The sequence below is a fragment of the Paralcaligenes ginsengisoli genome (genome assembly GCF_054781135.1).
The window spans coordinates 1-26,734 of the sequence record NZ_BAAGUZ010000004.1; the positions used below are offsets into that span (position 1 = coordinate 1).

General features: G+C 58.3%; 25 protein-coding genes and 1 pseudogene. 9 read left to right on the forward strand and 17 right to left on the reverse strand.

The annotated features are described in order from the left end of the window. Nucleotides 1-197: 197 nt before the first annotated feature. The 7 genes from ACYVIS_RS03280 to ACYVIS_RS03310 all read right to left on the reverse strand — a co-directional run bounded on the left by ACYVIS_RS03280 (nt 198) and on the right by ACYVIS_RS03310 (nt 8,555). A complete protein-coding gene (locus tag ACYVIS_RS03280; RefSeq protein WP_460873255.1) occupies nt 198-1,148 on the reverse strand; it encodes a pseudouridine synthase in 951 nt (316 codons plus the stop codon). Between the two features lie 7 nt (nt 1,149-1,155). After that, the gene (gene tdh / locus ACYVIS_RS03285) at nt 1,156-2,205 is read right to left on the reverse strand and encodes an L-threonine 3-dehydrogenase (RefSeq protein WP_460873316.1); all 1,050 of its coding nucleotides are present in this window, start codon (nt 2,203-2,205) and stop codon (nt 1,156-1,158) included. A gap of 53 nt (nt 2,206-2,258) precedes the next feature. Then, nucleotides 2,259-3,464: a glycine C-acetyltransferase gene (locus tag ACYVIS_RS03290; RefSeq protein WP_460873257.1), complete on the reverse strand. Its 1,206-nt coding sequence runs from the start codon at nt 3,462-3,464 to the stop codon at nt 2,259-2,261. 146 nt (nt 3,465-3,610) lie between these two features. After that, nucleotides 3,611-5,857 (reverse strand): CehA/McbA family metallohydrolase domain-containing protein, encoded by a 2,247-nt coding sequence (locus tag ACYVIS_RS03295; protein ID WP_460873258.1) that lies wholly within the window; start codon nt 5,855-5,857, stop codon nt 3,611-3,613. 18 nt (nt 5,858-5,875) lie between these two features. Beyond that, nucleotides 5,876-6,676: a phosphosulfolactate synthase gene (locus ACYVIS_RS03300; RefSeq protein ID WP_460873259.1), complete on the reverse strand. Its 801-nt coding sequence runs from the start codon at nt 6,674-6,676 to the stop codon at nt 5,876-5,878. A gap of 13 nt (nt 6,677-6,689) precedes the next feature. Continuing rightward, complete coding sequence (locus tag ACYVIS_RS03305; protein WP_460873260.1) at nt 6,690-7,676, reverse strand: Bug family tripartite tricarboxylate transporter substrate binding protein; 987 nt, start codon at nt 7,674-7,676, stop codon at nt 6,690-6,692. A 90-nt stretch (nt 7,677-7,766) separates the two neighbouring features. Next, nucleotides 7,767-8,555, reverse strand: coding sequence for a GntR family transcriptional regulator (locus ACYVIS_RS03310; RefSeq protein ID WP_460873261.1), 789 nt, complete (start codon nt 8,553-8,555; stop codon nt 7,767-7,769). A 227-nt stretch (nt 8,556-8,782) separates the two neighbouring features. Between ACYVIS_RS03310 and ACYVIS_RS03315 the strand changes: the two genes are divergently transcribed. The 8 genes from ACYVIS_RS03315 (at nt 8,783) to ACYVIS_RS03350 (ending at nt 16,159) form a co-directional block, all read left to right on the forward strand. Then, nucleotides 8,783-9,559: a transporter substrate-binding domain-containing protein gene (locus ACYVIS_RS03315; RefSeq protein ID WP_460873262.1), complete on the forward strand. Its 777-nt coding sequence runs from the start codon at nt 8,783-8,785 to the stop codon at nt 9,557-9,559. 303 nt (nt 9,560-9,862) lie between these two features. Then, the gene (locus ACYVIS_RS03320) at nt 9,863-10,144 is read left to right on the forward strand and encodes a UxaA family hydrolase (protein WP_232741289.1); all 282 of its coding nucleotides are present in this window, start codon (nt 9,863-9,865) and stop codon (nt 10,142-10,144) included. 101 nt (nt 10,145-10,245) lie between these two features. Beyond that, the gene (locus tag ACYVIS_RS03325) at nt 10,246-11,415 is read left to right on the forward strand and encodes a UxaA family hydrolase (protein ID WP_232741290.1); all 1,170 of its coding nucleotides are present in this window, start codon (nt 10,246-10,248) and stop codon (nt 11,413-11,415) included. Between the two features lie 148 nt (nt 11,416-11,563). Then, nucleotides 11,564-12,352, forward strand: coding sequence for an ABC transporter ATP-binding protein (locus ACYVIS_RS03330; protein ID WP_232741291.1), 789 nt, complete (start codon nt 11,564-11,566; stop codon nt 12,350-12,352). Further along, on the forward strand, nt 12,345-13,250 hold the full coding sequence (locus tag ACYVIS_RS03335; protein WP_232741292.1) for an ABC transporter permease: 906 nt from the start codon (nt 12,345-12,347) through the stop codon (nt 13,248-13,250). Before ACYVIS_RS03330 ends, ACYVIS_RS03335 begins: the two co-directional genes overlap by 8 nt. A gap of 125 nt (nt 13,251-13,375) precedes the next feature. Further along, a complete protein-coding gene (locus tag ACYVIS_RS03340) occupies nt 13,376-14,314 on the forward strand; it encodes a hydroxyacid dehydrogenase (RefSeq protein ID WP_460873263.1) in 939 nt (312 codons plus the stop codon). A 58-nt stretch (nt 14,315-14,372) separates the two neighbouring features. Continuing rightward, the gene (locus ACYVIS_RS03345) at nt 14,373-15,380 is read left to right on the forward strand and encodes an Ldh family oxidoreductase (RefSeq protein ID WP_232741293.1); all 1,008 of its coding nucleotides are present in this window, start codon (nt 14,373-14,375) and stop codon (nt 15,378-15,380) included. Nucleotides 15,381-15,391: 11 nt separating this feature from the next. Further along, nucleotides 15,392-16,159, forward strand: coding sequence for a sulfite exporter TauE/SafE family protein (locus ACYVIS_RS03350; RefSeq protein ID WP_460873264.1), 768 nt, complete (start codon nt 15,392-15,394; stop codon nt 16,157-16,159). A 117-nt stretch (nt 16,160-16,276) separates the two neighbouring features. Here ACYVIS_RS03350 and ACYVIS_RS03355 read toward each other — a convergent pair whose 3' ends face one another. The 8 genes from ACYVIS_RS03355 to ACYVIS_RS03390 form a co-directional block, all read right to left on the reverse strand. After that, entirely contained in the window at nt 16,277-17,926 is a 1,650-nt protein-coding gene (locus tag ACYVIS_RS03355) for a thiamine pyrophosphate-binding protein (RefSeq protein ID WP_460873265.1), read from the reverse strand. A 76-nt stretch (nt 17,927-18,002) separates the two neighbouring features. Further along, nucleotides 18,003-19,721 carry an L-aspartate oxidase gene (locus tag ACYVIS_RS03360; RefSeq protein ID WP_460873266.1) on the reverse strand — a complete coding sequence of 573 codons (1,719 nt, stop codon included), beginning with the start codon at nt 19,719-19,721 and terminating at the stop codon, nt 18,003-18,005. Further along, nucleotides 19,718-20,332 (reverse strand): fumarate hydratase C-terminal domain-containing protein, encoded by a 615-nt coding sequence (locus ACYVIS_RS03365; RefSeq protein ID WP_232741297.1) that lies wholly within the window; start codon nt 20,330-20,332, stop codon nt 19,718-19,720. The genes ACYVIS_RS03360 and ACYVIS_RS03365 overlap by 4 nt, the downstream gene beginning before the upstream one ends. Nucleotides 20,333-20,334: 2 nt before the next feature. Next, the gene (locus tag ACYVIS_RS03370) at nt 20,335-21,210 is read right to left on the reverse strand and encodes a fumarate hydratase (RefSeq protein ID WP_460873267.1); all 876 of its coding nucleotides are present in this window, start codon (nt 21,208-21,210) and stop codon (nt 20,335-20,337) included. A 32-nt stretch (nt 21,211-21,242) separates the two neighbouring features. Next, nucleotides 21,243-21,599: a succinate dehydrogenase, cytochrome b556 subunit gene (gene sdhC / locus ACYVIS_RS03375; protein WP_460873268.1), complete on the reverse strand. Its 357-nt coding sequence runs from the start codon at nt 21,597-21,599 to the stop codon at nt 21,243-21,245. Continuing rightward, entirely contained in the window at nt 21,596-21,940 is a 345-nt protein-coding gene (locus tag ACYVIS_RS03380) for a succinate dehydrogenase/fumarate reductase transmembrane subunit (RefSeq protein ID WP_232741300.1), read from the reverse strand. The genes sdhC and ACYVIS_RS03380 overlap by 4 nt, the downstream gene beginning before the upstream one ends. Beyond that, nucleotides 21,937-22,653 carry a succinate dehydrogenase/fumarate reductase iron-sulfur subunit gene (locus ACYVIS_RS03385; protein WP_232741301.1) on the reverse strand — a complete coding sequence of 239 codons (717 nt, stop codon included), beginning with the start codon at nt 22,651-22,653 and terminating at the stop codon, nt 21,937-21,939. The genes ACYVIS_RS03380 and ACYVIS_RS03385 overlap by 4 nt, the downstream gene beginning before the upstream one ends. 236 nt (nt 22,654-22,889) lie before the next feature. After that, a complete protein-coding gene (locus ACYVIS_RS03390) occupies nt 22,890-23,903 on the reverse strand; it encodes an ABC transporter substrate-binding protein (RefSeq protein WP_232741302.1) in 1,014 nt (337 codons plus the stop codon). Nucleotides 23,904-24,250: 347 nt separating this feature from the next. Between ACYVIS_RS03390 and ACYVIS_RS03395 the strand changes: the two genes are divergently transcribed. Continuing rightward, a complete protein-coding gene (locus ACYVIS_RS03395; protein ID WP_460873269.1) occupies nt 24,251-24,991 on the forward strand; it encodes a GntR family transcriptional regulator in 741 nt (246 codons plus the stop codon). A 21-nt stretch (nt 24,992-25,012) separates the two neighbouring features. Here ACYVIS_RS03395 and ACYVIS_RS03400 read toward each other — a convergent pair whose 3' ends face one another. Then, nucleotides 25,013-25,918 carry a LysR family transcriptional regulator gene (locus tag ACYVIS_RS03400; protein ID WP_232741304.1) on the reverse strand — a complete coding sequence of 302 codons (906 nt, stop codon included), beginning with the start codon at nt 25,916-25,918 and terminating at the stop codon, nt 25,013-25,015. A 45-nt stretch (nt 25,919-25,963) separates the two neighbouring features. Further along, nucleotides 25,964-26,716: pseudogene (locus ACYVIS_RS03405) on the reverse strand (class II aldolase/adducin family protein); the annotation flags it as partial. Nucleotides 26,717-26,734 lie beyond the last annotated feature (18 nt).

The window sequence follows — 26,734 nt, forward strand, 5'->3', positions numbered from 1 at the left end:
CGTGCCGGACTGCACAGCACCGCCCACCCTGCGGCGTCTTTATAGAATTAACCGCCACCTACACAGCAACGTACAATCCAAAGTCATCGCTCAAGCCGGTATAGGCAGCTCAAATTCACACCTCAAACCTAAAAACGGCTCAAAACAAAAGTCACTGGAACACATCCAATGCCGTAAACACCCGCACCAAAAATACTCTAGATACGTTCACCACTTCCCTTCATCCAACCGGCCAATTGCCGCTGGCTCTCGAAACGCCTGGGCCGACCGCTCAGAGGATCGATAAACTCAATCGAACGCGCCAACAATTGCAAAGGACGCTCGAAATCGTCTTCACTCCGATGCGCATGCAGCGTCGGGTAAAAACCATCGCCGCAAATCGGAATTCCCAAGGCACTCATGTGCACCCGCAACTGATGCTTGCGCCCCGTTCGCGGCAAAAGCCTGTAGCGCCCCAGGCCCGCACTCTGGTCCAGCAGCTCGATACGGGTTTCGCTATTGGGCTCGCCGGCCACTTCCTCCATCGTAAAGTAGGAAGATTGAGGCTGGATGCGGCTGCGATGCACACAGGGCAAGCTCAGATCCGGCCTGAACGGCGCAATCGCCTCATATTCCTTGAGAATTTCGCGCGACTGAAACATAACCTGGTACGGGCCGCGGCTATCGGGGTCGATACTGAAAAGCATCACCCCGGCCGTGTCGCGATCCAGACGATGAATGGGGCTGAGCAAAGGCAGATCCAGCGCATTGCGCAAGCGAAATAAGGCCGTTTCACGCAGATAGCGCCCCGCCGGCGTACTCGCCAGAAAATGCGGCTTGTCGACAACGACCAAATGTTCATCACGATGCAGTATCGGCAAATCGAATGGGACCGGAATTTCATCGGCCACCTCGCGGTAATACCATAACCAGCGCTGGGGCCGGTACGAACTTGCCCCAATCTGCGCCTGCCCGGCCGCATCGACGATCTCGCCGCAATCCAGGCGGCGGCGCAGCACCGCGGGCTCCACATAAGGAAAGCGTTCCAGCAGGAAATCCAGCAAAGTCGGCCAGGGCCCTGCGGGCAAATACACACGACTGGGCGCCACACCGTCACGCACCGGCAAAGGCGCCCGTGTCATGAATTCAGCCCGACCCGACTTCTGCATAGGATGCTTATGCCGCTTGCCGCATCGTAGCCGGCGTCCAGTCGAGAATCACCTTGCCGCTCTGGCCCGACAGCATGGCTTCGAAGCCCGTTTGATATTCGTCGACCGTATAGCGATGCGTAATGATCGGCGACAAATCCAGCCCGCTTTGCAGCATGGCTACCATTTTGTACCAGGTCTCGAACATTTCCCGGCCGTAAATACCCTTGATCTCGAGTCCCTTGAAAATCACCTTGGTCCAGTCTATGCCGAACCCCGCCGGCGGTATGCCCAGCATGGCAATCTTGCCGCCATGGTTCATCTGCTCGAGCATGGAAGTGAACGCGCTGAGCACGCCCGACATTTCCAGGCCGACGTCGAAACCCTCGGTCATATGCAGGTCGCGCATCACATCGGGCAGGGATTCGCGGGTCACATTGACGGCCCGCGTAGCACCCATCTTGCGCGCCAGCTCAAGCCTATACTCATTGACATCGGTAATCACCACATTGCGCGCCCCCACATGGCGGGCTATCGCCACCGCCATGGCGCCTATCGGCCCCGCTCCGGTAATCAACACGTCTTCGCCCACCAGATTGAACGCCAGCGCCGTATGCGTGGCATTGCCAAACGGATCGAAGATCGCCGCCATATCGTCGGACACATCGTCGGGAATCTTGAAGGCGTTAAAGGCAGGTATCGCCAGATACTCGGCAAAAGCCCCTGGCCGATTGACCCCGACCCCCTGGGTGTTGCGGCACAAATGACGGCGCCCGGCCCGGCAGTTGCGACAGAATCCGCAAGTAATATGCCCTTCGCCCGAAACCCGGTCGCCAATATTAAAACCGCTGACCTCCTGGCCGATTTCGACGATCTCGCCCACATATTCATGGCCTACCTGCATAGGCACCGGTATGGTTCGGCTGGCCCATTCGTCCCATTTCCAGATGTGGATATCCGTGCCGCAAATCGCCGTCTTGCGTATGCGTATCAAGACATCGTTATGGCCGATCACAGGCCTTTCGACCTCAGTCAGCGTCAAGCCTGTCGTAGGCTCCAGTTTTGCCAGGGCTCGCATCATGCGCTCCAAAAATAAACTGCTCATCCCTTGGGCGCCCACAAGGAGCGCCCCTACTCATGGATTACACCCAGCCGCCGCCCGACGCGCCCGAACGCGGCCACCGCCTGGTCAATTTGTTCGGACGTATGCGCCGCGCTCATTTGAGCGCGGATCCTCGCGCGGCCCTTGGGTACCACCGGATAGGAGAAACCGACGACATACACCCCTTCGTGCAAAAGCTCATCAGCCACTTTCCCCGCCAATTGCGCATCGCCAAACATGACAGGAATAATCGGATGCCCGCCCGCCACCAGCTCGAAGCCCAGCGCCGCCATGGCGTTGCGGAATTGCCGGCCGTTCGCGTGAACACGCTGGCGCAGGGCATCGCCCTCGGTACTTTGCAGCAGCTCCAGCACTTTCAGGGAGGCGGCGACGATTCCTGGCGCAAGCGTATTGGAGAACAGGTAGGGTCGGGAACGCTGGCGCAGCAATTCCACCACCGCCGGATGCGCCGCCGCATAACCACCCGAAGCCCCGCCCAGTGCCTTGCCCAAGGTGCCGGTCAAAATATCCACCCGGCCCTCGACACCGCAATACTCGGGCGTACCCCGGCCATGCTCGCCGATAAAACCCACCGCGTGCGAATCGTCGACCATGACCATGGCGCCGTATTGATCAGCCAGGTCGCAAATGGACTTCAGGTCGGCAATGACCCCATCCATGGAAAACACCCCGTCCGTGGCAATCAACTTGTAGCGCGCGCCTGCCTTGTCGGCCTCTTGCAGTTGCGCTTCGAGATCGGCCATATTGTTGTTGGCATAGCGATAGCGCTGGGCCTTGCACAAACGCACCCCGTCGATAATGCTGGCGTGATTGAGCGCATCGCTGATGATCGCGTCGCCTTCGTCGAGCAACACCTCGAACAGGCCGCCATTGGCGTCGAAACAGCTGGAATACAAGATGGCATCGCCCATCTTCAGAAAGCCGGCCAGCATCCGTTCCAGTTCCTTATGGCCCAGTTGCGTTCCACAAATGAATCGAACCGATGCGAGGCCGAATCCGGCCTCATCGAGCCCTTCTTTGGAGGCTTGTATCAGGCGGGCGTCGTTGGCCAGGCCCAGATAATTATTGGCGCAAAAATTCAGCACCCGGGAGCCATCGGCCAGCGCCACCTGCGCCGACTGGGCACTGGCCATGACACGTTCGGCCTTGTAGAAGCCGTCGCGGCGCAACTGCTGTACTTGCGTGTTCACATGATCGAGAAATGAGCGGTTCATGGAAAAAGCCTTGAGCGACAATACAGAATGATGTTATTCCATTTCCAGATCAAGCGTGAACGCGAAGCGCAGGCACTACCGGTGCAAGGCAAGCGAAGCCGGCAAAGTGCACGGTTGACATGAAAATGGGATTACTGCGCCTGGGCTTACTTCCTGACAATATAAATAGGGCTCGAAAAAATGAAAAAACCATCTTCGGTCGTTGCGCGCAAATAAATGGCGTTATCGCCGTCTTTGTGCAATGGGACGCGTATGCTTTGCTTGAAGCGCCGGCTTGGGTTCTGGTCGGGCAGGCGAAAGACTTGCAGTCGACGCCGTATGCCCCCATTTTCGAACGACAGGGGCTCCATGCCTATCGAAGCAACCGAAATCGTTTCTTTGATAAGCGGCGTCTCTATATGAAGCGTGCCTTCGTCCGGATGGGCCAGCCGTACGTCAATGCCGCTGAATCCGCCGGTTGTCAGCGATTTCCATTCCAGACGATTGTCCGCGGTCTGAACCAGTTGCTTGTCGAGATTCCAGAAATTGACCGGCTGCGGCTGTTCGAATGCATTGCCGGTCAAGGCCGCACAGCCATCCCAAACAGTTTGCCGGCCGCGCCCGCGATAACCGGAGCCTTCCCAGATCAGGCGAATCCTCCGCCCCAAATCCGCCTGCCCGTACGGGCGCAATGTTTCCACCACCTCCATGCGATTGCGGATCTCGATGCTTTCAATGGGCCCTTCGGTGAGCAGCTCGAATTCAAACGTTGCGCTCTCGCCATCGTATTCGGTGACAGCGCCCATATCCGCTTTGAGGGTGCTTGTGGTCGTAACGGGCAGCCCCAGGTTCGGATCATCGGAGAACAAAGTAGCCGGGTTGTCGAAAACAATATTGGCCGCCAGAAAGGCACGGCAACCCGTGGTCGCGTAGTGGCGCCGATGACGCAGGCTGTCGGCGAGGGAATCTCGCGTCAGTTCGCCGGCGACCAGGCAGGTCAATCCGCCGTACGCGCCGAATAGCGAAGCGCCCGGATGGCTGGCGCCATGGCGGCCTTTGTGCCCATCGCTATTGGCGACGATGCCGACGCGATATCCCTGCGCGAACGCATCGGCCAACAGCCACTCGAAGGTGCCCCAATCGGAATGGATCTCGATGGATCGTTCGATCTGCGCGTTGTGCGACATGGTGATGTCGGCATAGCGTCCGCCGATATGCGCAAAAACGATCACATCTTCGTCTTTCAATGCGTCGAACAGTTGGTCGGCGCTGTTGGCATCGGTATCCGCGTCGGACATATCGTCGACCAGGGCGTGCGACGATCGGTGTATGGGCCGCCCTTCGTTCAGGTACAGCACATTGCGGTCGCCCCCCAGTCCGGTGTTGCCGGACCATTCATATCCGGGAAAGATGACGAATTCATGGTCCCGATTGAATTCGCCTGTCAGACGATTGAGTTCATGCCAGAATTCCGTCGTAATCTGGAAATCGTTGCCCTGATGGCTCATTGCATCGAGAAAGGCGCGATCCCTGGCGAAGACAATCAAGTCGCGCGCCGAATTGGTACCGATGGTTTCCTCTGACTGCCCATGCAAATCGGCCCAGAAATGGCGATGCTGCGCTTGCCGCACGATGCGGCACGGGTTGGAGCGCGCCAGGACCCGCCCTTGCTGGCACACTTCGATTTCCAGGTCGCCCTCCTGGCTTGCCCTTAGATCCGGCAGGATCCGTGCATAGTCCCCTAGTGACATATCGAACGACGCAGGCAGGTTTTCTATAGGAAAATTGCTGCGCACCTCAAACGTGCCTGTCACGCAATGACTGGGGTTTCCCCACTTGTCCTCGCCCTTGAATCCAAACCTGAAAGGCTCCCCGGCGCGAACCAGGGTGGGAAGAATGGCCTTGAATCCAAGCGGTGGCCCGGCCACGACGGAAATGACGGGGGACTGCTCGAGCTCCACGTACTGGTACGTGGCAAAGGCGTCGACAAGAACCTTGAATTCGAAAGTAGGCTCGACAAACGTCTGCACTCTTATGCCCGGCGAGCCCTGGCGCCTGTCGCCGAACCGGACAATGATCTGGTCGCCTTCCCGCAGGAAACCCCGCACGACCCGTATGAACAGGGTCTTGTCCCAGGGGCGTATATTGAGCTTGCCATCGTACGTCACATCCAGCACGGCGCCGTTCGTCGCTTCGACGGTAGTGTAGTTCCAGCCTTGCGGATCGGTAAATTGAGGGCGGCCCATATCGCTGGCAAAGCGATGCACCACCTTGATCGACCCGGTATCATCAATACCGAAATAACCGGCCGTGTAAACCAGAGTGAACGAATTGAAGCTTCCCGCCTCGAATTCACCGGTTGGGTCGACCGTTGCCGAACCCATCAGATGTGCCGCGTAGCTTGAGTGTCCCATAAGTATGTCTGTCCGTTGTCAGTGAGAGGAAATTCCCGGGCCGGCGGTGCCCAGCCCCACGCGAGCCGCCTCGGTATCGATCAGCGTCGAGGCCGCCACATTGGCCAGATTCACATCGGGCCCCAATACCGAGATCAAGGTTTTCTTCATCGACTCGATGTCGCAGCTGCGTACTTCGGCTATCCACGGGCCGGGCAGCTCGATCATGACGCGCGTCATGTCCAGCTGCCGCATCAGCAACTCTATCGTGCCGGCGCGCAACTTTCCATTTTCAACCAGTTCCGCCGCTTCGACCAGCACCAGCTCGGCACCCGCATCGAAGCAGTCGCGCGCCTGATCCACCAACAGGCTTGGATCGTTCAGCGTCTCCTTTGAACCCACCTCGCCGAACACGGTCAGCCCGGTCGCCACGGCGGCCCGGATCTGGGCTACGCGCTGCTGCGCGGTCAGGGGCACGACATTGTCGGAAATTTCGATCGTTTCGAAACCCAGGCTCAGCGCCTCGTCGTAAAAGCGCGGCAGGGCGGCTTCACCTTGTGTTGCCAATATATATTCGTGGAACTGCCCACCGAGAAAAGAGCGAACCTGGTATTGCCGGTACAGGGCAAGCTTGGCCTGAAGGTTTTCACGCGTATACAAGCGGGCCGTGCCTGTTTTTATCTTGGCCAGGTCGACATAGTCGCCCGCCATGGCCATCAAGTCGGCCGTATAGCCCAGCGGCAGGCCGTCGTCGATCATCATGGTGCGGCCGTTGCGCCGCGGTTTGCTGCTGCGCGCGGCGGGCAAGGTTACGAAATCGAACGGTGCGCGGGTATCCATATGAGGTGGCTCCTTATTTGGCTGAAATACCGGACTCTTTGACCAGTGCGGCGTATTTCCGGCTTTCCTGCTTCAAATACTTGGAAAAATCCGACACGCTGTTGCCCACGGGATCGACGCCCTGGCCTATCATGGTTTTCCTGACGGCGGGGTCGTGCAGCACTTTGGCGAAGGCCGTGTTCAGCTTATCGATAATGGGCTTCGGCGTGCCGGCCGGCGCAAACAGGCCCATCCACTGAACGACATCCACCGCCCCCGCGCCCGCCGTCTCGCTGGCCGTAGGCACATCGGGCAGCCATTTCAGGCGTTTATTGTCCATGATAGCCAGGACCTTGAGCTTGCCCTCTTTCCAGTGCGGCATGACCGGGGCCATGCCTACGCTTGCCAGCGGCACTTGCCCGGCCAGGACATCAAGCGTTGCCGGCCCGGCGCCTTTATAAGGCACATCGAGCATCTTGATTCCGGTCGAGCGATCGATCCAGTCCACCGCCAGTTGCTGGGCGCTGCCTACCCCCGGCGTACCGTAATTCACCGTACCGGGATGCGCTTTTACGTAGGCGACCAGCTCGGTGACCGTATTCGGTGGAAATGAAGGATTGGCGATGAGCGCTATGGGCGTGATACCCACCAGGGTGACCGGGCTCAGGTCTTTGCCTGGATCGTAGCTCATGTTTTTATAGAGGAAAGGAGCAATCACGGTTTCGGCCGGGGACGACATGACCAGGGTGTAGCCGTCGGGCTTGGACCGCGCCACATACTGTGCCCCGATCATGCCGTCGGCGCCTGGCTTATTGATGACAATGACCTGCTGCCCAAGGTAACTGTCCAGCTTGGACGCCAGCAGCCGTGCCGTGAAATCATGCCCTCCTCCCGGGGAAAACGGCACAACGAGAGTCAGGGCCCGGTCTGGAAAACCGGCAGCCTGGGAGGCCGTTGCAACACCGAACAACACGGTACAGGCCAGGAATACGACACGTAGTTTTTCATGCAGCGCCACCATACATCTCTCCTTATAAGGACAGAACACAAGCAAGGACATGCAAACCTGTACCGGGCTTCCGAGTACCCGCAAGGCAGGGGACGGGATCCGTCAGGAAGCTCCTGTGAAATCCATATCGAGTTCACAATCGGAAGGAGGAACGAACATTTTCTGGTAAGAAATAGGCTGCTGGCCCCGGGTCTTGCCATGAATATTGATTTTCAGCGCCCAGCTTCCCGGCGCCAGATCCATGAGCATTGCAATGCGCGGCTCCAGCCGCACAAGACGGGCGCCGCCTTTGGCCTCGACGGTGGGATACCCGAACTCCATTTCCAGGATTTCCTTGAGATTGACGTCTTCCAATCTGGCGGCAGGTATATCGAGCATTCCCTCAAACAGCGACTTCGGCAGATACAGCTCGCTGACACACGCGAAGCGCTCATCGATTGAAATGCGCCGGTCGATGCGTATGTAGCCCTGGGCATCGGGCCCCAGGGTTTTCGTCCAAGGCCCATCGCCCACCACGGTACGCCCTATCAGGTGCGCAAACACAGGTAGGTGTTCGCCGGTGGCCGGATCGGTAAAACGGTAGTGCCATGATTTTTGTATGGCGCGCCGCGGCTGGCCGATAAATGTGCCGATACCGTGCTTGCGGACCAGATACCCTTCGGCCGCCAGAGTTCCCAAGGCCTTCTGGGTGGTTCCCAGGCTGATGCTTAACAAATCGCCCAGCGCTTTTTCCGGAGGAAGTTTGTCCTGGTAACGCAACTGGCCATCGTTGACCGCCTGGATAATCGATTCACGCAGCTGGGCGTGTTTGCTCAAGCCCAGCGGGCCCAGGCGGAAAAAATACCGGGATATGGCATTGGCGGGAGAAAGGACAGAATCGTCGGCGCGCATTTCCAGCTTCTTTTTCGTAATGTGTCCGCACTATACCAAAGACAAAGTATAGAGGTCAAGAGCTATATAGCTTCATTTCTCCTGCAACCGAACACGGCTTATTGCGAGTAATCACGCATTGCATGACCGCATCAAAGCCATAAAAATAGGCCAGGCATACGCCTGCCCGGCAATTTCCGGGCCATAGTCATAGCAGCCGCCACACTTTCAGATAAAGGCCCCACACTATGAAACACCTTTTAGCCTTAGCCCTGCTCGCCGCGCCCACCCTGGTGGCAGCCCAAACCAGCGCCGCACCGGACACACTGAAGCACGTCATGGAAAGCCATACCCTTCGTGTCTGCAGCCCCGGCGACTACAAGCCCTTCAGTTTTATGAAAGAAGACGGCAAATTCGAAGGCCTGGACGTGGACCTCATGAACTCCCTGGCCGGCGCCCTGGGCGCCAAGACCGAATTCGTCAAAACCACCTGGGCCAAGCTCATGGACGATTTCACCTCGGGCAAATGCGATATCGGCGCCGGCGGCATTTCGGTGTCGCTCGAGCGCCAGAAAAGGGCTTATTTCAGCTCCCCTTACATGATCAACGGCAAGACTCCCATTACCCTGTGCACCAACGCCAAGAAATTCCAGACCATTGCCGACATCAACAAGCCCAATGTGCGCGTGATCGTCAACCCGGGCGGCAGCAACGAGAAATTCGCCAAAACCTACCTGACCAAAGCCCATATCATCACGCATGAAAACAATATCGGCATATTCAAGGAAGTCGCCGAAGGCCGGGCCGACGTTTTCGTGACCGAAGCGGCCGAAGCCAAGGTGCAAAGCAAGCTCAACCCCAAGCTGTGCCCCGTCAATCCGAACAAGCCCCTGCAATACGCCGAAATGGGCTATTTGCTGCCCAACGGCGATATGGGCTTCAAGCTGTTCGTGGACCAATGGCTGCACTTGAGCAAAGCCAGCGGCGAATATGCCAAATTGGCCGACAAATGGGTGCCTCAATAAGGCTCAGGTCCAGTCCTCAGCCCCCACGCGTGTTCTTGGGCTGACGCACGCGCCGCTCGTCCCGCCCCTGCGGCCGCGAGCGACGATCTCTTCCTCACAAACCACCCCTGCCGGCGCCGCCCTGGCGACGGCAGGCCTTTTCTCCCTGCCCTGTAATACCGACTCCGGTTGTCGCCAACAAGGTCGTTTCCGCTTCAATAATAGATATAGGTCATATGGTTGACTTTGATGAATTTCGAATCTAAGATAAACACGCTTCGAGTCGATTGCCAAATGTCATAAGCCAAAATTAAGGAGCTTCGAATGATTCATCTTGTATTACACGATGCCAACGATATGGTCGCCGTCGCGGTCGTTGAAGGCGTTAAGGCGGGCGCGGAATTAACCGCCTGGATAATGGACGACGACCGCACCATCAAGGTCAAGGCAGCGCAGGATATTCCCATCGGCCACAAAATCGCGTTGAAAAACATGGCGGTGGGCGACACCGTGCTCAAGTACGGCGTCGATATCGGAAAAGTCGTCGCTCCCATCAAGATGGGGGAACACGCTCACGTTCACAACATCAAGACCAAGCGCTGGTGACCGGGCCTCGATGCGCCGCCGCTTGAACGGCATGCGCAAGCCGAGCTGTCCATCCGATACGCCGAATATTCTCAACGTCCCTAACAGCCATAGAACCAATCATGATTACTAAAGACACCACTTTCCTGGGCTATCGCCGTGAAAACGGCCGCGTGGGCGTGCGCAATCACGTCATTATCCTGCCTCTTGACGACTTGTCGAACGCCGCCTGCGAAGCGGTCGCCAACAATATCAAGGGCGTCATGGCCATTCCCCACCCCTACGGTCGCCTGCAATTCGGCGCCGATCTCGACCTGCATTTCCGTACCCTGATCGGTGCCGGCTCCAACCCCAACGTCGCCGCGGTCGTGGTCATAGGCATTGAAGACGGCTGGACCCAAAAAGTCGTCGAAGGCATCGCCGCCACCGGAAAACCCGTTACCGGCTTCGGCATCGAGCGCCACGGCGACCACGAAACCATCATGAAGGCCTCCCGGGTGGCGCGCGAATATGTGCAATGGGCCTCGGAAAAGCAGCGCGAAGTATGCAACATCAAGGAATTGTGGGTATCCACCAAATGCGGGGAAAGCGACACCACATCCGGTTGCGGCTCCAACCCGACGGTCGGCAATGCGTTCGACAAGCTGCATCCATTAGGCGCCACGCTGGTTTTCGGTGAAACCACCGAACTGACAGGCGGCGAAAACTTTGTCGCCGACCGGTGCATCAACGACGATGTGCGCAGCCAATTCATGGCCATGTTCAACCGCTATCAAGACGTCATCAATCGCCACAAGACTTCCGACTTGTCCGATTCGCAACCGACCAAGGGCAATATCGAAGGCGGCCTGACCACGATCGAAGAAAAAGCCATGGGCAATATCCAGAAAATCGGCAAGAAATGCTCGGTTGACGGAGTCCTCGACAAGGCCGAAACCCCCACGCACCCGGGCCTGTGGTTCATGGACTCGTCCTCGGCGGCCGCCGAAATGGTCACGCTGTGCGCCGCCTCGGGCTATGTCGTGCACTTCTTCCCAACCGGGCAAGGCAACATCATCGGCAACCCGATCCTGCCGGTCATCAAGCTAAGCGCCAACCCACGCACCGTGCGCACCATGAGCGAGCACATCGACTTCGATTGCTCCCCTCTATTGCAACGCGAAATGAACCTGGATGAAGCGGGGGATCAGTTGCTCGACATCATGCTGGCCACCGCCAATGGCCGCTTGACCGACGCCGAAGCACTGGGTCATCGCGAGTTCGTTCTGACACGCCTGTACGAAAGCGCCTGAACGAAAAAGGGCCGGCCGGCTGCGCCCGTAGAAGCCGGATCGGCCCGACACGCTCCAGAAGCCCCCTGCAGAGGCCGAGGTGTCGATGCCCTGAACAACGCAACCGGCCGGAAAGTAAACGACGCAGTTCGTTATGGAGGACACAAAAATGAGCAACACACCACCGCCCTTGCTTGAAGTGAAAGGCGTAACAATCCAGTACAAGACAAAAGAGTATTTAATAACGGCGACCTACCGGGTCGATTTCAAGGTATATCAATCCGACCGCTTTGTACTGCTGGGCCCTTCGGGATGCGGGAAATCGACGCTGCTCAAGGCCGTTGGCGGCTACCTGACCCCGACCGAGGGTGAGATACGCTTGAAAAACAATATCATCACCATGCCCGGGCCCGACCGCATGATGGTGTTCCAGGAATTCGACCAGCTTCCTCCCTGGAAAACCATCAAGCAAAACGTCATGTTCCCATTGATTGCCAGCGGCAAGCTCAAAGGCAAGGCCGCGGAAGAAAAGGCGATGCAGTACATCGAGAAAGTCAAGCTTTCCCAGTTCGCCAACCATTATCCCCATCAGTTGTCCGGCGGCATGAAACAACGCGTCGCGATTGCGCGCGGGATGGCCATGGAGCCGGATATCCTGCTCATGGACGAACCCTATGCCGCCCTGGACGCGCTGACACGCCGAAAAATGCAGGACGAGCTGCTGCAATTGTGGGACGACACCCGGTTCACAGTGCTGTTCGTCACCCATTCAATCGAAGAGGCCGTCAAGATCGGCAACCGGATCCTGCTGCTTTCGCCTCATCCGGGCCAGGTAACAGCCGAACTCAACAGCACGGGCGAAGATACGGTCGACGCCAGCGGCAAGAGCCTGTCCGAGCGCATCAACGCAATGCTGTTCTCCGAGCCTGTCGAGAACGAGGAGATAACCCATGCCTAATTCCGAAGACATGCAAGGCCGGCCGCCGACCGTACGCGAAAATGTCGAGCGCCCGGAGTTCTTCCGCACCCGATCGGTAAGCGACGACTTTGGCGTCGTGGAAAAACCCCTGACCAATTGGGAAAAGCTTTACGACAACAACGTCGCGCGCAAAATCTTCATCCTGATCATTCTTGCCCTGGCATGGGAAATCTACGCGCGCCTTCTTAACAACGAGCTGCTGTTCCCCACATTCACGGCCACGGTAAAGGCGCTTATTGCGGGCATAGTCAGCGGAGGCCTTATCGGGAAATCATGGTATTCGGTCCGGATATTGCTAATGGGCTATAGCGCCGGCCTGGTGCTGGCCGCCCTTCTCACCATCTTTGCAATCACCTCGCGCATCGGACGTGACTTCCTGGAAACGGTCACATCCATGTTCAACCCCTTGCCTGCAATCGCCTTGCTGCCACTGGCCCTGCTGTGGTTCGGCCTGGGGCCGGGCAGCCTGGTTTTTGTATTGATACATTCCGTGCTCTGGGCCGTTGCACTCAATACCCACTCGGGGTTCCAGTCTGTCAGCATGACCTTGCGCATGGTAGGGCGAAACTATGGACTTGGGGGGCTTCGATATGTATTCGGCATACTGATCCCGGCCGCGTTTCCCGCTATTTTGTCAGGATTGAAAATCGGCTGGGCATTCGCCTGGCGCACGCTGATCGCGGCGGAGCTGGTATTCGGCGTCAGCTCGGGCAGCGGCGGATTGGGCTGGTTCATCTACGAGAACAAGAATCAGCTGGAAATTCCCAGCGTGTTTGCCGGCTTGCTCACTGTGATTCTGATTGGTCTCTTTGTGGAAAACTTTGTCTTCCGCATTATCGAGCAACGCACCATCCGCAAATGGGGCATGCAGGAATAAGTTTTTTGCTTATGGCATTGATATCGTATTGATTGGAAACGGGCGCCCGCACTGGGCGCCCCTACAGAAGCCAGGGATACGCCGCGGTAACGCCCTTTGTGGGCGCCATCATGAAAGGGCTTGCAATGAAGTTGGTGATTTGCGAATTTATGGACGATGCTTCGGTTGCAAAGCTTGCAGCCGATTTCGATACGCTCTACGACCCTACCCTGGTTGATCGTCGCCCGGAATTGCTGGCGGCGCTGGCCAATGCCGACGGCCTGATCGTGCGCAACCGAACCCAGGTCGACCGCGCCTTGCTGGAAGCCGCTTTGCGCTTGCGTGTGGTGGGCCGCCTGGGCGTGGGCCTGGACAATATCGATTTGCCCGCCTGCGAAGGCCGCCAGATTGCGGTTATTCCGGCTACCGGCGCCAATGCAAGGGCGGTGGCCGAATATGTCATAGGCACCGCCATGGTTTTGCTGCGAGAGGCCTACACCCGCAGCACGGAAACCGCTTCCGGCTCGTGGCCGCGCGCCGCACTGTCGAACGGACGCGAGCTTTTCGGAAAAACCCTGGGCCTGATCGGCTTTGGGGGAATCGGCCAGCTGACAGCCAGCCTGGCACACGCCTTGGGGGTGGCCGTCATTGCGCACGATCCCATGATCGCCCCCGATGCCCCCATATGGAAAAAATCAGGAACAAAGCCCAAGACACTGGACGAATTGCTGGCCCAGGCCGATATCGTTTCGCTGCATGTTCCCTTGACGGACCAAACACGCAATCTCATCGACAAGAATGCCTTGTCGAAAATGAAAGCCGGCGCCATCCTTATCAACACGGCGCGCGGCGGCATCATCGACGAGGCGGCGCTTAGCAATGCGCTGCGTTCCGGCCACCTGGGCGGCGCCGCAATCGACGTCTTCCACCAGGAACCCCTGCCCGTCGGCAACGTGCTGGCAGATGCGCCGAACCTCATCCTGACACCCCATATTGCCGGGGTCACGACAGAATCCAATACCCGCGTCAGTGCTCTGATTGCGGAGCGCGTCGCCGGCCACCTGAACCAGGCCGGCCCATCCTGACCGGAAACGCCGCATAAGCTTGCTCATTACCCTCATTTTCTAAAAGCGATTTGATTCCATGCCGCTACTCTCCATAGACGAACTGACAACCTTGGCCCTTCAAGGGCTCGAAGCGGCCGGCGCCAGCCATGAAGCGGCCCTGGCGGCGGCAAAGGCGCTTGTCGCCGCCGACGCGCAAGGCCTGGCCTCGCACGGCGTGTCGCGTGTCCCCCAATACACGACGTTCTTGCGCAATGGCCGCAGCTCCACCAAGGCAAAGCCCGAAATCCTGCGCTCCAAAGGCGGCGCCTGCCTGGTCGATGCCCAGTGCGGCATGGCCTATGAAGCCTGCGCGCTGGCCGTTGAGCTGGCCGTGGAGCGCGCGCGCGAGTTCGGCGTGTCTTGCGTGGGCGTCACGAACAGCAACCATTTTGGCGCCGCGGCCGTGCATCTCGATCAAATCGGCAAAGCCGGAATGGTCGGCATGGCCTTCGGAAATTCGCCGGCGGCAATGCCTGCCTGGGGCGGGAAAACGCCCTTGTTCGGCACCAACCCGATCGCCGCCATCTTTCCCCGCCGGGATACCCACGCCCTGCTCATCGATCTTGCCCTCAGCGAAGCGGCGCGCGGCAAGATCATGGTGGCTGCTAAGGAAGGCAAGGCTATCCCCCTGGGCTGGGCCGTCGACAAAGACGGCAAGCCCACCACCGACGCCCAGGCGGCCCTGGCCGGCAGCATGCTGCCGACGGGCGGCGTAAAAGGAGCCATGCTGGCGCTCATGGTGGAATTACTGGCTTGCGCGCTCACCGGCGCGGCCTTCGGCTTCGAAGCCGATTCATTCTTTTCGGCCGAAGGCAATCAGCCACGCATCGGTCAATTATTCCTGGCCATCGATCCCGGCGCCATGGCGGGCACCGACATCTATTTCTCGCGCACCGAAAAGCTCATCGAGTTGATGCTGCACGACGATGGGGTGCGGCTACCCGGCGACCGGCGCCACGCACTGCTTGAACAGTCCGCCCAAAAAGGCATTGCGGTTCCCGACGCGCTATATCAGCAATTGCTCAAACTCGCCGGAAACACCTAAGTACCGGCAATATGACAGGCGAATTCCTGACCTATCTGACTTCCATAATTCCAGCCACCCACATCGTCTTTGCGTCAATCACGCTATTGCTTGCCTATTCGATATTCGGCCTGACCGGATTCGGCTCGTCCATCACGGCAATCCCATTTCTGATACTGGTACTGCCCTTGCATATTGCCGTATCGGTCATGCTGCTGTTCGACCTAGTCGTCTGCACGGTAATGAATTCCCGCGAATGGCGCAATATCGACAAAATCGAATTGAAGCGCCTCTTGCCTTTTTTGCTGGCGGGCGCACTGGTCGGGCTTTCGCTGCTTCTGTACGCGCCCAAAAAGCCACTTTTCCTCGTGCTGGGCGTATTCATATTGCTGATATTCGCCTGGAACAATTTCTTCAACAGAAAAAAATACAAGATCAGCCCCGGGCTGGCGGCACCGCTGGGGTTCTGCGGAGGCATCTTTACAACATTGTTCGGAACGGGCGGCCCGCTATATACGATTTACCTGGCCAGCCGCATCGACGACAAGAAGGTGTTGCGCTCCACCCTGGGCACCCTGATTGGCACCACCGCAATAATCCGGCTCTTGATGTTCCTGGCCACCGGACTGCTGCTGGATCCAGCCATTTATATTATTGCGGCCGTTCTTTTCCCAAGCGCCCTGGTGGGCTTTTTCTTCGGTAGCCGCATGCACGAGAAAATCTCGTCGGCCACAGCGAAAAAGCTGGTATGGGCGATTTTATTGCTGGGCGGCGTCAGCGCCATTGTAAAAGGGCTTTGACACAAAACGCGCGCATTCCGGGAGCCCACAAGGGGCGCCCCTGCGAATTCGTAGGGATGGTCGGATTCATAGGGGTAATTCGTAGGGTGGCCCTTGCAGCCGCCCGCGTCGTCAAAGCTACGCCGGCCTTTTGGTGGCGGGGGCCGGCACAGACTCGATCAGCACATTGATGCATGCCGGCTTGCCGCTGTTGAAAGCCCTTTCGAGCGCGGCCGGCAAATCCATTTCTTTGGTCACATATTCGCCGTGCCCTCCCAGCGCTTCAACCACCTTGTCGTAGCGGGCGGGAAGCAACTCGCATCCCTGGGCGCGCGGCTTGCCATAAGTGCGCACCTGGATCTGGTATTCGGCATTCCATTTCGCATCGTTGCCCACGATGACAATGATAGGCAGGCCGTATCGCACCGCCGTATCGAATTCAGCCATATGAAAACCGAATGTGCCATCGCCCATGACGGCCACGACCGGATGGGCCGGGTTTGCGATCTTGGCGGCCAGGGCAAACGGCAACGACGGGCCTATGGAGCCGGCGACACCATTGATCAGCCTATTCTTTGCCTGTGTGACGACCGCCTGGGGCCATTGGCCTATTTCCCCGCCATCGCATACAAGCGTCGCATCCGGATGCCGGGCAAAAAAATCTTGCAATACGGCGCACAGCTCCAGAGGATGAACCGGGCCGCCAATTGCCGATTGCACGCTTTTCCATTCCGGCGGGCGATAGTCCAGCGCAGCCCTTACCTGGTTCAGCCACTCCACGGGACGCGAAGAGTGACTGCCGGCGCTGGCCAGCAATGCATCGGCCGCACTGGCCGAATCGGCCAGCGTCGACAGGCTGAGCTGGTCTTGCCTATACTTCATGACCCGCGCAATCAGGTCCTGATCGGGATCGATAACAATAAACCGGCAATTCTGGTCAATGAAAGGGCTGCTGCCGAAGCGCAAGGTGAAATCCAGCGGCTTGCCGAGCAGGACGATCAGGTCGGCCAGGGCCAATATTTCGGAGAACGCGCCCAGGCTTGGATCATTGATGCCGCGGGGACTTTCCATGCCTATGACCGGAACCTGCACCGCGCCCTCCAGGCGCGCCATCAGTGCGCGGCCCGGGCCGCCGCACAATGCAGGGCCGCAAAGAATCAGGGGCCGCTGCGCTCCGGCAATTTCCTTCATGATCCGCTCGGACATGTGTGTGGAAAGCGGCATGTGGATGGCACGGGAAGCAGAAGCCTCGGGCCAAAGGCTATCTGTGGAATCGACTCTTTGCTCCAGAAGATCGAACGGCAAGCTGATATGTACCGGACCGGGCCGTCCGCTTCGGGCAATCTGCATGGCCTTCGCCAGGTCATGCCCAAGGCCGGCCGCGGATTGCGCCGTCCAGGAGGCCTTCGCGACAGGCGCCGCCATTTCGGCCTGGCGCAATTCCTGAAAACTGCCTTTGCCCAGCTCGCCCAGGCCGGCATGCCCAGACAACAGCACCATGGGCGCTTCGGAAGCCAGCGAAGTAAAGAGCGCCGCGATACCGTTCGCATGGCCCTGCCCTCCCGTTACCATCGCAATGCCAACCTGGCCCGTGGTGCGCGCATACGCATCGGCCATATGCACGCAAGCGGCCTCGTGGCGCACGTGAATGATGTCGATGGGGGTATCGATCAGTGCATCGTAAAGCGGCATGATATGGTTTCCCGAAAGGGAAAACACCTTGTCGACGCCCATGCGGGCAAGTGTCTGCGCAATAATATCGGCGCCGCGAATGCCCTGTGCTTGCATGGCGATATTCCTTACTCAAGAATCGGATAGTCGTACTATTTTGAACCGGCTTGAACCGGCGGCTCCGGGGCCGCCGCTATTCCGACAGAATAGTAGCTCCGGGAGCGACTCGGGTGAAGTGTACAGGCCTGCGCGAGAGCTCGAGCAATCCGTCGACATCCCGCACCACGGTATAGGTCGAGTTCGGCAAATCGCCCGGCTCGGGGAAATCTTCCCGAAAATGGGCTCCGCGGGAATTCTCGCGCGCCAGCGCCGCGCTGGCAATCGCCTTGCTGACCGCAATGAGGCTTTTCAGATTCAGCCAATCGTGCCAGGTAAGATTGAACGCCCGGTCTTCGCCCGATACGCCTGTCAGGTCCAGGGCGGCATCGAGCGCACCCAGCGTCTGCAGGCCGCGCTCGATGCTTTCTCCTGTGCGCGAAATGCCCACGTCGTCCCACATGCACGCATACAACTGCTCGCGAATTTCCTCCAGGTCTCCCGGCGCCTGTCCGAATGGCGCCCGATGCATTGCGACGCTGCGCTGGATGGCGGCGTCGTCCGGCGCGCGCAGTTCATTATTTTGCCCGACCCATGCCGCCATGCTTTCCCCCGCTATGCCGCCAAAGACCGTGGAATTGGCCACGCCATTTCCACCCAGCCGGTTTGCCCCATGCACTCCGCCCGTATCTTCCCCGGCGGCAAAGAGGCCTTTTAGCGACGTTGTGCAATCGGGTTCAAAAACAACGCCGCCCATCATGTAATGCGCCGTCGGCACGACCTCGACCAGGCCGCCCGCCAGATCGAAGCCGCAATCGGCGCAACGCTCGACCATGCCCTTGAATTGCCGGCGGACATTATCGGCCCCGAGGTGGCTCATCTGGATGTAGACGCCGCCATTGGGCGAAGCATCGCCCGAGCGCATTTCCGTATAGATCGAGCGCGAGACAATATCGCGGGTTGCCCGCTCGCCGCGAGGATCGTAATTGTGCATGAAGCGCTCACGCTTGCCATTCAGCAGATAGCCGCCCGCACCGCGCAAGCCCTCTTCGAGCACCGTGCCGGTCATGCGCGTGCCGGTTCCCGCCAGCAGGCCGGTCGGATGGAACTGCACCATTTCCATATCGCGCAGGAACAGGCCGGCCCGCAAGGCCATCGCCAGGCCGTCACAGCTCTTTTCTCCGGAAGGAGTGTGATACTTGTACATGGTGGGGCCGCCGCCCGTTGCCAGCAACACCGCCTTGGCCTGCACAAACACAAACTCGCCGCTATGCATGGATATCATCAGCACGCCGGCAAGCGCGGTACCGTCGGCCGTTTTTATGAGCTCAACGGCCCGGTGCTCTTCCAGCCGATGTATGCCGCGGGCCCACACCTGCTCGGAAAGCCGATTGATGATCTCGATGCCGGTGAGATCGCCCTTGTGCACGGTCCGGTCGAAAGTCTGCCCGGCAAAGGCCTTCTGATGCACGGTTCCGTCGGGATTGCGATCAAAAAAACAACCCAGCTCATTTTCGAGCTCGTGTACGCGCTCGACCCCTTTGGTGACCAGCGTCCAGGCAAGATCCTGGTTGGACAGCCATTTGCCGCCCTCGATCGTATCCATGAAATGGCGCTCTACCGAGTCGCCCTCCGCCAGGGCGACGTTATAGCCGCCTTGCACCATCCTGGTACAGCCCGACTTCCCAAGCAGGCCTTTTACGGCAACGGTCACCGACAGTTCCGGATTGGTGCTATGCGCATGCAATGCGGCGAACAGGCCCGCGCCTCCGGAACCCAGGATCAGGATATCGGTTTGTATGCGTTTGACGCTCATGCGGATTTAACTCCAAGAGACGCCAGCACCTGGGCGCGCCGCGCCGCAGCATCGTTGCGCACAACGTTGTACAGACTGCCGCCCTGGCTATCCATGGCCACCAGCAAGGGGCCGAAATCCTTGACACGAAACTTCCACAGGGATTCGGGATTCAGGTCGTCCAGATCGACGTCTTCGATCTGTTCTATCCAGGTCGTTTCCAGCGCCGCCGTACCGCCCACAATGGCAAGGTATACGCCGCCCAGTTCCTGGAACGCCGACAGGGAATCTTCCCGCAGGCCGCCTTTGCCAATAATGATGCGCACGCCGGTTTCGCTCATCAAGGGGCGGGTGAAACGCTCCATGCGATCCGAAGTGGTTGTGCCTATGCAAATAGACGCATAACCGCAAGGATTTTGTGCGTCTTTCGGTACTTTCTTTACGTTCGGCGCGGTATGAATAACCGCATGGCCACGCAGGTCGAAACGCGTGCTGCGATGATGATCGAACATATGGATCTGCGTGGCATCGCGGATGCCGAACAATGTGGTTTGCAGGGTAACGGTGTCGTTGATGCGCAGCCGCCGGACCTGCTCTTCGGTCACTGGAGTGCTGAGTTCGTAGTGGGCCATGATCAGAATCCGTAAGAAACGCCCGATGGCGAAAAAGTGGCGGTCGCCCTGCGGGCGGAATGGCACTGCATATTGACCGCCACCGGGTTCATCGTAATGTGCGTGGAGGCCAGTTCGATATGGACGGCAAATGCCGTGGAGTCGCCCCCCAGGCCCTGCGGCCCGATGCCCAGTTGATTCACCGCGGCCGACAGCTGCTGCTCGAGCTTGGCCCCTTCGGGATCTGAACAATGGCTCCCCAGAGCCCGGGTCGCGGCCCGTTTGGCCAGCGCCACGCACAAGTCGGAGCTGCCACCCACGCCGACGCCGACAATCGTGGGCGGACAGGTTTTCCCGCCCGCCGCCAAAACGCAATCGATCGTAAAGGCCTTGATGGCGTCGATTCCCTCGGCGGGTATGGCCATCTTGAGGAAAGAATTGTTTTCCGAACCACTGCCTTTGGGAATCATGGTTATTTTCAGATAGTCCGGGATATCGACGAAATCGATGCTGATTACCGGCACCTCTATTCCACAGGACGTATTGTCGTTGATGCGGGTAAGCGGATGCACAATGGACGAGCGGAACGGATGCTCGGTCGTGGCGCGCTCGCACCCCTTGCGGATCGCCTGTTTGAGCGCGTAGCCGTTCACCTCCGCATTGCTGCCTATGGCTATCTTGTAGATGGGTACGCCGGTGTCCTGGCACAGCAAATTGTTGGCGCCTTCGGCCACGCTGATATTAGTGATCATGGTGCCGAGAATGCGCTGGGCAACCGGCGCGGTTTCAGTTGCGGCCAAGCTGGTGAAGCCCTCTTTGATATCGGGCGGCAGCACCTTCAGGGCGCGAATGTACAGTTCCTTCGCCGCTTCTTCAACGGCCGACAGATCAATTTTCACGATATCTCCTTCAGTATCCGGCGCGCCGGCACTTATCCAATCAATGCCAGGGCAAAAGCGAGCCCGACCGCAATGCCAAAACCGCCGGCACCGACGATCCAGTTTTTGCGCAGCCCCGGCTGCCCGCCGAACTCGATCAGCAAGAGCCGTATTCCACCCATCATGTGCAATGACAACAGAACGACCACGCCCCATTCGCTGAACTTGAACAAGGCGTTGTCGGTAAGCTTCAGGAATCCGTCGAGCGCGGCTTGGCCGTGTATCGCCCGGCTTAGCGCCCAAAAATGCACCGGCAGGAACAAACCCAGGACCAGCCCCGAAATGCGATGAACCAGGAACGCCCAGTAGGCCGGGTGATTGCGCGAACGGAAATCATTGCCGCGCTTCATGATGCAAGCACCGCATAGACGGCGAGAAACCCCATGAACAGGATTGCAACGCCAAAAATATTGGAAACCATATTGGCCGTTTTTTGAGGCCAGGCCAGCCATTCTTCCGCAATTTTCGCCAGGCCGATCGGCACATGCACCGTACAGGCCAGCACAAAAATGCCGTAGAACACGCCTACCCACCAATTACCCTGTGTGCGGCCGAGGATTTCGGCTGCGGTAAGCCCGCCGCGCACCGCATAGATAATCACGCCAATGTGGACCAGCACGCAAATAGCCAGCACCATTGCGCTGATGCGCTGCCAATACCAGCGCCTGGCTTGATGCGCGGCCGTCGTCATAGATCGCCCCGGATGGCCGCCTTGGCGGCAAGCTTTTTCAGGCCGGCAATGCTGAAGGTTGGCGAAAGCCCCTTGGGACAACGCTCGGTGCAGGAACCCTGGGTATGGCAGGAATGGCAGCCGGCATCGCCCGCCACCGCCTGCAAACGCTCATGCTGCTGCATGTCGCGCGCATCGTTGACCAGCGTCCAGGCGCGATTGAGTGCCGCGGGGCCCAGGAAATCGGGCCGCCAGGTGACGACATCGCACGACGAATAGCATACGCCGCAACCGATGCATTCCATGCCGGCATCGGCCGCAACACGCTCTTTGGAGGCCGGATCGACCCGCGCGAAATCGTCGTGGCGCGTCTTCGAACCCTTGAACTGCCCCTTGGCGCGCGCCCATTTGTCGAAAAACTCGTTCATGTCGGCGGCAAGATCCTTGACGACCGGCAGGTTTGCCAGAGGCGCGATTTCCAGTTCGCCGCTGCTTGCGACCTTGGCGACGTGAGTGCGGCACGTCCAGCGCGCAACCCCGTTGACCGTCATGGCGCAGGAACCGCACATGCCGACGCGGCATGAGAAACGATAACTCAGAGTGTGATCCAGATGGCGCTGGATATACGTCACGACGTCGAGGACGGTCTGGCTTTCGCGGCGCGGCACCTCGTAGGCCACAAAACTGCCTCGCTCCTTTCCGCGCCAGACCTTCACATTGAGATTGTCAGTCATAAAGCTCTCTATTTCCCTTTGGCATACAGCGGCGCCGCAACCGGCCCCATCGCATTGCCGAAGCATGATCGACCAGGCCGAATCCAATAGCTTTTATTATTAGCGCCGCCATTCAAAAAGAAAAGCTAGTATTTATTCGTTAAAAATAAATTTTTTCTTTATTATTGATAGCCTTCCACCCGCAAGCCAAACCGCCGTTAAACGGCCCGGCTTGCGGTGCACAACCCTGCAGAACCTCAACTGCCGTGCGCATTCTGCACATTGGGGAAGAACATGTCTTTCCAGGATGCAGGCTTGACCTTGATGAAACCGATTCGGTACATGAAATCGACGTATTTCATGACGTTTTTCGGTGTAGTCGTGAATTCGACGTTCGGATCGTTCAGGATTTTTTCGAAAAATTCCACCGGCTCTTTCGATTTGGTGACCTTGATGTACAGCTCGGCGGCGGCCTTTTTATCGTGGTTGATAAAAGCGATTGCCTCGTCGAACGCTTTGACGAAGGCCGCATAGGTCTTGGGATTGGCGTCCGCGAATTTCTGGGTTGCCCAGACGATATTGAACGTATGCGGGCCCCCGGTTACATCGTATGAATTCAAGACGGTATGAATCCCGGGCTTGCTCAGTTCGATGTACTGGAACGGCGGAGACGTGAAATGGCTGTCGATTTCACTGCTGCCCGACAGCAGCGCCGCCATGCCATCCGGATGCGATTGGGTCACGGTCAATGCATCCAGCTTGTTTTGCTGGCCCGGACCGAAGGCCTTTTCCGCCGCCATTTGCAGCGTTATAGCCTGAATCGAAACCTTGACCGCCGGCAGCGCAATCCGGTCTTTGCTGGTGAAATCTTTGATTGTCTTGACGTCAGGGTTGCGGGTGTTCAGCAGCAAAGGCATGGAATTCATGGCCGACACGCCCTTGACGCCAACGTTCTTGACGGTCTTGGACCACAAGGTGACGAACGGCCCCACGCCCCCCGATGCGAACTGCAAATCGCCCGACAATATGGCATCGTTCATGACATTGCCGCCGGCGAATTTGGCCCATTTCACCTCGATGTCGCCCAGGCCGGCCGCCTTGGCTTCTTTCCGCAGAAGCTGTTTCTCCTGCATCACCATCAATGGCAAATAGCTGATTCCATACTGCTGCGCAATGCTGACGACCTTGATTTCAGCCATGGCGCTGGGGCTTGATCCAGCCAGCAAGCTGGCCCCCAGCAAAAGCGGCAATCCGAGTTTTCCGAGTTTCATTTTGTCTCCTTTTTTGCTTCGTTAGGTGGCGCACACGACACGCCTTTTGAAGTCTACCGGAACCGATATGCTACCTTCCTGATTCCGCATCCAATTCTGGATTCTTGTTTATTGTTGCTCGAGCGCGGATCCACGCTACCCACTGGCAGTGCCCTTCATAACGGGATCCATCCGCCCGCCCCGCACACGCCGCGGCGCATTGTTATAGTCGATTGCATGATAGGTTCTGAATTCATCAATGTCAACTATATGACTTGTATCAGTGGAACGCTTTTTACTATAATCCTGGAAAACCGGCCTCGTCATTAAAATGACGCTTTCCCATATTAAACAAATAGTGCTAAACCATGCGTGAATATGCTCCGTCTTCGAGCGTCGGCCTGACTTTATACAAATTGGTCAAGCGCCAGATGCTGGCCGGACTGTCGGCCGGGGAATGGAAACCCGGCGAAGTCATCCCTGCCGAAAAACAGCTTAGCCAGCGCTTCGATGTGTCGATCGGCACCTTGCGCAAAGCCATCGACGAACTGGTCGCTGAAAACATCCTGATCCGACACCAGGGCCGCGGCACTTTTGTGGCCATGCACAGCCGCGAACAGCATCTGTTCCATTTTTTCAATGTCGTGCGCCACGACGGCCTAAAGGCCCCGCCCGACGTGGCGCTGGTTCAGTTTGCCAAAACCAGGGCCGATAAAAAAACTTGCGAGAAACTGGGTATCGCCAGCAGCGCCAAGGTTTTCAAGCTGACCAACGTGCTCAGGCTGAACAACGCGCCGGTACAGGTGGATGAAATAACTGTGCCGGAAGCCCTGTTCGCCGGGCTCAGCGAATCGCAGTTGCGAAACCGCCCCAGCACCTTGTACAGCCTGTACCAAGAGGCCTTCGGCCTGAACGTCATCCGCATCGACGAGCGCGTGCGCGCAACGCCGGCCGATGAAGAACAGGCCAGGCTGCTTGGCATAGCGCCCGGCACCGCACTGCTGCAAATACACCGGATTGCCTTTTCCTATAACAACCAGCCCATCGAATGCCGCGTGTCTTATCTTGACACGCAGCACTACGAGTATTGCCCCAGAGTGGCGCAATAAGGCTTTTGCCCAATAAAGCTTTTACTTGCCTGGCCGAATCTGCGCCGCGGCCGAGAAATAGGACTTTATTTCGCTGGTAAAGCTCAGCCTGAAGTGACTCTGCCGTTCCAGCAATCCCACGCGCCGGCATATTTGCACATCGGGCAATTCAATGACCCGCAAGCGCCGGTCGTTGGCCCAGTCCACATTGGCCAGCTTTGGAACAATCGAGCCGCCAAAGCCTTGCCTGACCAATTCAATAATCGTCTCGATCGAATTGAGTTCCATCTCTTCGTTGGGTTTGGCCGCAAAGGATTCCAGAACCTTCTGCACCAATTGGCCGGTCCAGGTACGCCGGTCGAAACGCAGAAACGGCAGCGTCGCCAGCACCTCATCGGGTGTGAGCGAAGAATCGACCGCCTCCGGTGATTGACTGGGCACGATCAACACCATGGGCTCCGTGTAAAGAGGCGTCCAGATCAATTCCGAGCTTAACAACACCGGAGATTGCGTCACAACGGCGGCGTCCAGCTCTCCCCTTTGCACCTTGTCGGCAAATTCGCTGGACAAACCGGCGTACAGTTTTACATTCAAGCCCGGATGCTTTTTCTTGATGGCCCTCAAGGCATCCGAAAACGCCCCCATGAGCGCGGACACCAGGGCTCCCACCGCAACCGGCCCGGACAGCTCGCCATCGTCATGGCTGCTTGCCAAGGCATCGTAAGCCCTGACGATGGCCTGGACTTCCGCGACTTTTGCCTGGCCCTGGGGGCTGAGCACGGCCGAGCGCCCGGTCCGGACGAATAATTCGCAATTGAGCGCCTGTTCCAGCGTCTTTATCTGCAAGCCGACCGCCGCCGCGGTCAGGCCTATTTCCGCCCCCGCCGCCGCGAACGTGCCGTAGCGCACCACCGCCAGAAAGGTTCTAAGCGTTCGAATCGACGACATACATGCCCGCGCCCGAAAAAGTACTGCCCGGCATCGTATCAGTGTTCAATTTTTATAGCCCGGATCGCGGCGATCCAGATAACGGAGCATGGCCGGCCACTCCATGATTCCGAACGGACGGCGCGTAGTGGGCAAATACAAATGATGCGTCTTGTTGACCACCTGTTCGGATGGAATGATCAACTCGGTACCCGAGGCCATCGCATCGACCTGGGCCCGGCAGGCCATTTCCAGCCAGTACATGGTGTTGAATGCCTCGGCCACTGTGGGCGACGCGACCAGCAGGCCATGGTTTCTTAATATCATCGCATCCTGCGTGCCCAAATCGGCCACCAGCCGGGACTGCTCGTCCAGAGCGATCGCCACACTTTCATAGTCGTGGTAGGCGATATCCTTGAAGCGCATGGCCGTCTGGGTCAGAGGCAGCAGGCCGACCTCCATCGCCGACACGGCCATCCCCGCCCGGCTGTGGGTATGAATGACACAGGCCACATCGCGCCTTGCTCCATGCACCGCGCTGTGGATGACGTAGCCCGCCTGATTCATTTCATAATCGGCATGGGGATTATGCAGTATCTCGCCCTGCACATTGATCTTGATAAGGCTGGAGGCTGTGATCTCTTCGTACATGAAGCCATACGGATTGATGAGAATCTCATCGCCCGCCCCGGGTATGCGCGCCGTGATGTGGTTATAAATGAGATCGCTCATGCCGAATAAAGGCATGAGCCTGTAACACGCCGCCAGATCGACCCTGGCCTTCCATTCAACATCGCTGAACGCGTGCGTCATTTTTGCGTACTCCTGCTTGCTTGC